Origin of the sequence: Vibrio sp. V19_P1S1T109, assembly GCF_002241375.1 — a bacterium.
GTDB lineage: Bacteria > Pseudomonadota > Gammaproteobacteria > Enterobacterales > Vibrionaceae > Vibrio > Vibrio anguillarum.
On the sequence record NZ_NDIM01000137.1, the window covers coordinates 1 to 6,420 of the forward strand.

Here is a 6,420-nt window from a genome sequence, read left to right on the forward strand (position 1 = left end):
GATTCTATGGCTTCAAGAGCTTTAATTGAGCCAAATCAGGCGGTTAATTTTTAATCATAAAATTGAGCAAATTTTAAGCATATCTTTGATTGACGCTGTACTGGATCGCTTCTATTTTTTCTATTGGTTACCACAACAATGGAGGTTATAGAAATGAAACGCGCAAGTTCCACTTATCGATTACAACTGATAAAAGATGTTGTAACGCGGCACCAATGTACGGATCCAATGGCGAACTATATTCAACAGCTTCTAACAGAAAAACCCAACATGGAACAACCCGATGTGAATAAACGTTTTCACGGTAATCATTTTGATGAACATGCTGGTGGTTGGGTCAGTGATTTTTGGGGAATGAAGTAATTGATTAAAACAGATCGCGCTGCGGGTTCGTTTCTGGCTCGGAATCTGCTTTGTTTTGCGCTTGTTGTTTCTGTTTTTTCCGCTTATAGCGCTGTTGGCATAATTTTATGACATGCAGTTGCTGCGCAGCAGTCATTGAGAGCCAGTTAAAACGCTCTTCCCTTTTACGCATACAGCCTTGGCAATAACCTTTGTCATCAACTGAACATACACCGATACAAGGGCTCAGCACTTTAAAAAATTCGAGTTGCTCCATGGTTACTCAATTATTTTTCCAATTTAATGTCCGCCACATAAGAGTAACGTGTGTCACTTCCTGATTGCAAACTGTGACGCATATAAAACAATCACCTTATACTGACAAAAACAGTACTCAATTTTATATACTATGCGCGTTTTCCAAATTCTAGGGTCTAATACGATGAAGTTTAGTTCAAAAAAATGGCTAGCCGCAATTTCGCTACCGGTATTGGTGAGTGCCTGTGCAAGTAATGGTGATGTAGAAAGTATTACCGCTCAAGATTTGCAGCATCACAATTGGCAACTAGTGCAAATTGATGGCAAGGACGTGGTCAATAATGACAAACAAAAAGCACCGCGATTAGAAATCGGCGAAAAGATGATGGCTAGCGGTAACGCAGGTTGCAATAACTTTTTTGGGCAAGCCGAGCTAAAAGACAACCAATTCCGCATCGAAAAAATGGGCATGACCATGATGATGTGTATCGGTGATGTCATGGATACCGAGCAGGCGTTTTCTCAAACATTGTCAGATTGGAGCGAGATCAACCTGACTAAAGACAGCCTAACGCTTAAAAATGAGGTTCACACGCTCACCTTTACTTTACGTGATTGGGTAAATTAATTTCAGTCATTCTTCTCATGGCAGTCTTCTCCATCAGGCTGCCATTTCCGTAGACCACCTCACACATCATTCACCTATCTGCGACTTCTGCTTTTTCTCACCAATTCAGATCTTTTGTTTTTTTTCGTTCATAATGAATGAACATGGAAATATCTCCGGTCTATTCACTAAGTCACTGAATAAAGCGATCTTTAAGGATAATTATGAAAAAGCTCATCACCTTACTCTGCACGTGTGCCTTCGCAATTTCCGCGTCAGCGCAAACTTGGCAACAAACCATAGATGCAGCTAAAGGACAAACCGTTTACTTTCACGCGTGGGGAGGAAGCCAAGAGATTAATGAGTACATCCGCTGGGCAGGCAACGAGCTTCAAGATCGCTACGGTATCGAGTTAAAACAGGTGAAAGTGACCGATATTGCCGAGACAACAACACGGCTTATTGCAGAAAAGGCGGCCGCTAAAAATAATAATGGCAGTGTTGATCTAGTATGGATTAATGGTGAAAACTTTAAGTCCATGAAAAATAATGGTTTATTGTATGGTCCATTTACGGAGCGTTTACCTAACTGGCAATATGTTGATTCCTCACTGCCGATCGATCAAGATTTTTCAGAGCCGACTCTTGGCCTTGAAGCGCCTTGGGGTGTAGGACAACTGGTGTTTATTTACGATCAGGAAAAGCTCAATAACCCACCCCGTTCATTTTCAGAAATGTTGAGCTACGCAAAGGCGTTTCCGAATCGTGTTAGTTACCCTCGTCCTCCTGAGTTTCATGGCACCAGTTTCCTTAAAGCCTTATTGATTGAACTAACAGAGAACGATGTTGCCCTGTCTAAGCCTGTGGATGAACAAAATTTTGCCATAGTGACAGCACCTCTTTGGCGCTATCTTGATGAATTTCATCCTGTGGCCTGGCGTCAAGGCAAGCAGTTTCCCAGCGGTTCCGCTCAAATGCTGCAATTGCTTGATGATGGTCAGCTTGATCTTTCCATCAACTTTAACCCCAATGCTGTTTTTTCCGCTCAAGCAAATGGAACGCTAGCGGCCTCTACCCGCTCCTACGCGTTTGAAACAGGGGCTCTTTCTAACATTCATTTTCTCGCCATTCCTTGGAATGCGAGCGCCAAAGAAGGCGCATTGGTTGCGATCAATTTCTTACTCAGTCCGGAAGCACAATCTCGTAAAGGAGATCTTTCCATTTGGGGAGATCCATCGGTATTACAAAATGAGTTCTTAAGTGGCAGCGCCAAGAAAACTCAGCTGTTTAAATCAATCGCTGAGCCACATCCAAGTTGGCAAACGGCGCTTGAAGCCGAATGGCAACAACGCTACGGCCACTAAAGAGACTGAGATAAAGCCCGATGTTTAGAGCAAGCTATTTGCTGATTATTGTCATCTGTATTGCCCCAGTTGTTCCCGGCCTACTTGGGGTCATACTCTCCTCATTGGGCTATATTCCTCCCGTCGGCTTGCACCACTTTTCTCTAGATGGCTACATCGCCATCTTACAATGGTCGGGAGTCTGGCAATCTCTACTACTTAGCATAGGTTCTGCGTTAATCAGTACCTATCTCGCCGCGGCGATCTGCTTTGTGATATTGCAATCATTGTGGCACAGCCGTCACTGGTCAAAAGTAGAGAACGCTTTATCACCGTTACTGGCTATGCCTCACGTCGCTTTTGCCATTGGTTTTGCTTTTTTATTCTCACCAAGCGGCATGACGGATCGCCTTTTGTATCATCTGTTTGGAACCTCATTCATGGGAGATGGCGCTTCACTTTTAGTACGCAACCCTTACGCAGTCGGATTAACCTTAGCGTTAGCACTTAAAGAAGTTCCTTTTTTACTGCTGATGAGCATCCCCATTTTGCAGCAATTAAACATTGATAAACTGCAACAAGCAGCGGCTTCGCTGGGTTATTCTCAACCCCAACTATGGCTAAAAGTGATCTTCCCACAGTGGTTAAATAAACTGCGGTTTGCCCTCTTTGCCGTGATTGCCTACGGCGTATCCGTTGTCGATTTGGCACTCATTTTAGGCCCCAATAATCCACCAACGTTTGCAGTATTGGTATGGCAGTGGTTTAGTGACCCTAACTTAGCCTTAATTCCTCGCGCCGCCGCTGGCGCCGTTCTGTTGTTTATACTTGCCAGCGCCATGTTATTGATCGTTCTCTTCATCGAAAAGTGTTCCACGCAACACTACAAACGCTGGCAATACTCAGGGCGCTATGCGCTTTCCTTGCCAGGAAAATCACTGTTTTTATTCATCATTACCTTATCTCTGCTGATGTTGCCTTTAATGGTGGTTTGGAGTTTTGCACAACGTTGGCGCTTTCCAGACTTATGGCCCAGCCAGTTCAGTACCCGTTTTTGGGACAACGAATGGTTGAATATCGCACCAACCATTTATCAAAGCGTACAATTAGCACTATTCAGCACTGTGATTGCGCTGGTGTTATCTCTACTCGCTCATGAGTATAAGCTCAAATATCAGCGCCATTTACCCAGTTATTTGATCGCCTTGCCAATGCTCATTCCTCAGCTTTCACTGTTATTTGGCATGCAGATCGCCACACTCTTTTTAGCCAGCGATCAGTATTGGCTTTGGGTTACATGGTCACATGTATTCTTCGCCTTTCCTTTTGTCTACCTTGCGTTGGATGGCCCGTGGCAAAGCTACAATCAAAACCTGACTAAAGCAGCGTTGAGTTTAGGAAAAACGCCGTGGCAAGTATTTTGGCAAATTAAAACGCCGCAACTCTTACCAGCCATCGTTTACGCGGCAGCGGTTGGAATGAGTGTGAGCTTAGCGCAATATTTGCCGACTTTGATGCTCGGCGCAGGAAGGATCGCTACTATTACTACCGAAGCCGTTGCGCTCTCGAGTGGCTTTGACCGCAGAGTCACCGCTATCTATGCCATTTGGCAAGCCCTACTTCCTTTAATTTTTTTCACCTTGGCGATTGTGATCAGCCGCCTACAAACTCATCGCCGTACCATGAACCCTATCGTTAAAAAAACTGCCCGTAAGGAAGCCATTACTCATGACGTTCTGCCTCGAAAACCTCGCCATCCATAAACAAAATAGTGAAGCTCTCTTATCGGATTTAAATATCACCATCTCCCCTGGTGAAATTGTCAGCTTAATGGGGCCGAGCGGCTGTGGAAAATCAACGCTACTTAATGTAATTGCGGGTCATTTGGGGAGGGATTTTAGCTTCCAAGGCAGAGTCATACTGGACGGTGTCGACATCACTTTGCGGCCTGCACATCAGCGGCAAGTCGGTATTTTATTTCAAGATGATCTGCTCTTCCCACATCTGACGGTTTGGCAAAATTTGGCTTTTGCCTTGCCCAACTCGGTAAAAGGCCATGAACGGCAGTCTCAAGCAGAAAAAGCATTACAGAAAATTTCTCTCGAACCTCTTGCCAATGCTTACCCAGAACAGATATCTGGGGGGCAGCGAGCACGTATTAGCTTGGCTCGCATGCTACTGACTCAACCTAAACTGGCACTATTGGATGAACCATTTAGTAAGTTAGATAAAGCACTGCGGATCCAATTTAGGGATTGGGTCTTCAATCAACTGGTCGCCGAAGGCATTCCGACCTTGATGGTCACGCACGATAAAGACGATGTTCCGCCTAACAGCCGCATTTTAACCTGCTCATGGGAGAGCGCACATGCTTGATCGATTTAGTGTCAAAATCATTCGTTGGCCACTAGAGAAAACAGCTCAAGGGCTTCATCGCTTAGGCATTACAGCGAACCAAACGACACTCTGGGGTTTTGCTTTAGGTTGCTGTGCACTTCCTGCACTTGCTTTCTCGCAGTACACGCTGGCATTAATTTTCATCATACTAAACCGAATAGCAGATGGCCTTGATGGTGCGTTGGCAAGAATTCAAGGGGTCAGCGATGCGGGAGGATTTCTCGATATCAGTTTAGATTTTCTGTTTTACTCGCTCATCCCGTTTGGTTTTGTGCTGGCTTCACCTGAGCACAATGCGGTAGCTGGCGCCTTTTTGATCTTTTCTTTTATCGGTACGGGAAGCAGCTTTCTTGCCTTCGCCGTGATGGCCAGCAAGCGAAACATCCACAGCCCTATCTACAAGCATAAATCACTGTATTACATGTCAGGCTTGACTGAGGGTACGGAAACGATTGCTTGTTTCGTCCTGTTTTGTCTTTTTCCTCAACATTTTGCCTTAATAGCTTATCTATTCGGCGGCGCATGCTGGTTCACCACCATTACCCGCATTTATTCTGGATTTCAAACACTCTCTAACACTCACTCACGTCAAGAATACAACCATGATTAACGGTATCACTTTTGGCTTCGAACTACGGCTTCAAATCCAGATAATGTAATACATTGGGTAATCGTATAACTCTTCGAAATTCTCATCAATTGAACCAGTGGCATGCTAAACTGCGCACTTACTAACGCAGTGGCATAACGATGCCTAAGGTTGCATTTATGACTTTGACCAGACCCGTTAAAATAGCGATCTTACTCTTTCTGATCCCGACTCTTATTTTTTCGTTAGCCATCCCGATATTAATCAATCCGTTGACACGCTATGTGCTGGAAAGCAAACTCGATACCGTCAATCTTTACTTGGCCAATAGAGCTCAGAGCTTAAATGATATGATTTTAGATCAAGTCGCTCAGATAAATTATGAATGCCAAGCAAGCGATATGTCATTAATTCGTGATTCCAAGTACTACAACCGATTTATTAGAATGATCGCAGTTGTCAACAAAGACGGGCGTAGCTGCTCGACTGTCGGTTTCCCATTACAACTTTCGGATGAGTTGAAAGCCTATGACCTCTCTTCAGGGTTTTACATGTCCACCACTCCCGCACTTTTTAATACAGAAAAAGAGCTACTTATTTATTATCAAAAAGAAGGTAATCGAATTTTTTGGATATTAGACAGTAGCTGGCAAGAAGAGATATTAAAAGGTGATTGTATAAATTGCTTTTTATTAAATTTTCATTATTTATCGCCTAGTTTAAATGGATTGAGAATGAGTCGAGGCAATAAAGAGATTGCTTACCAAGACCACATCACAACCATTAGTTACACCATAAAAGAGTTTGATATTCAAGAAACACTCTCTGTTGGTAAAGAATTCAACCAATATCTTTACTACCAATTAATATATTGGGGTTATACC

At 43.7% G+C, this 6,420-nt stretch carries 7 protein-coding genes and 1 pseudogene; 7 read left to right on the forward strand and 1 reads right to left on the reverse strand.

Annotated features, from left to right (window positions below):
- The first annotated feature begins 153 nt into the window (after window positions 1-153).
- Window positions 154-363, forward strand: a complete 210-nt coding sequence (locus tag B9J87_RS06460) for a hypothetical protein (protein WP_174223830.1) — start codon at window positions 154-156, stop codon at window positions 361-363.
- A 4-nt stretch (window positions 364-367) separates the two neighbouring features.
- On the opposite strand, the gene B9J87_RS06465 is transcribed toward B9J87_RS06460, so the two are convergent.
- The gene (locus B9J87_RS06465) at window positions 368-619 is read right to left on the reverse strand and encodes a DUF1289 domain-containing protein (RefSeq protein WP_013857474.1); all 252 of its coding nucleotides are present in this window, start codon (window positions 617-619) and stop codon (window positions 368-370) included.
- Window positions 620-784: 165 nt separating this feature from the next.
- Here B9J87_RS06465 and B9J87_RS06470 point away from each other — a divergent pair, with 165 nt between their 5' ends.
- From B9J87_RS06470 to B9J87_RS06495, 6 genes and pseudogenes are all read left to right on the forward strand, one after another.
- A complete protein-coding gene (locus B9J87_RS06470; RefSeq protein ID WP_026028018.1) occupies window positions 785-1,228 on the forward strand; it encodes an META domain-containing protein in 444 nt (147 codons plus the stop codon).
- A 203-nt stretch (window positions 1,229-1,431) separates the two neighbouring features.
- Window positions 1,432-2,571 (forward strand): ABC transporter substrate-binding protein, encoded by a 1,140-nt coding sequence (locus B9J87_RS06475; RefSeq protein ID WP_094149824.1) that lies wholly within the window; start codon window positions 1,432-1,434, stop codon window positions 2,569-2,571.
- Window positions 2,572-2,591: 20 nt separating this feature from the next.
- Window positions 2,592-4,313: an ABC transporter permease gene (locus tag B9J87_RS06480; protein ID WP_094149825.1), complete on the forward strand. Its 1,722-nt coding sequence runs from the start codon at window positions 2,592-2,594 to the stop codon at window positions 4,311-4,313.
- Window positions 4,279-4,926 carry an ATP-binding cassette domain-containing protein gene (locus tag B9J87_RS06485; protein WP_094149835.1) on the forward strand — a complete coding sequence of 216 codons (648 nt, stop codon included), beginning with the start codon at window positions 4,279-4,281 and terminating at the stop codon, window positions 4,924-4,926. The genes B9J87_RS06480 and B9J87_RS06485 overlap by 35 nt, the downstream gene beginning before the upstream one ends.
- Window positions 4,919-5,557 (forward strand): CDP-alcohol phosphatidyltransferase family protein, encoded by a 639-nt coding sequence (locus tag B9J87_RS06490; RefSeq protein WP_013857469.1) that lies wholly within the window; start codon window positions 4,919-4,921, stop codon window positions 5,555-5,557. Before B9J87_RS06485 ends, B9J87_RS06490 begins: the two co-directional genes overlap by 8 nt.
- Before the next feature lie 158 nt (window positions 5,558-5,715).
- Window positions 5,716-6,420: pseudogene (locus B9J87_RS06495) on the forward strand (EAL domain-containing protein); the annotation flags it as partial.

Excerpts from the sequence above, each read along its gene's own strand:
- B9J87_RS06460 (WP_174223830.1), top strand. The coding sequence starts at position 154 with ATGAAACGCGCAAGTTCCACTTATCGATTACAACTGATAAAAGATGTT.
- B9J87_RS06465 (WP_013857474.1), bottom strand. The coding sequence starts at position 619 with ATGGAGCAACTCGAATTTTTTAAAGTGCTGAGCCCTTGTATCGGTGTA.
- B9J87_RS06470 (WP_026028018.1), top strand. The coding sequence starts at position 785 with ATGAAGTTTAGTTCAAAAAAATGGCTAGCCGCAATTTCGCTACCGGTA.
- B9J87_RS06475 (WP_094149824.1), top strand. The coding sequence starts at position 1,432 with ATGAAAAAGCTCATCACCTTACTCTGCACGTGTGCCTTCGCAATTTCC.
- B9J87_RS06480 (WP_094149825.1), top strand. The coding sequence starts at position 2,592 with ATGTTTAGAGCAAGCTATTTGCTGATTATTGTCATCTGTATTGCCCCA.
- B9J87_RS06485 (WP_094149835.1), top strand. The coding sequence starts at position 4,279 with ATGACGTTCTGCCTCGAAAACCTCGCCATCCATAAACAAAATAGTGAA.
- B9J87_RS06490 (WP_013857469.1), top strand. The coding sequence starts at position 4,919 with ATGCTTGATCGATTTAGTGTCAAAATCATTCGTTGGCCACTAGAGAAA.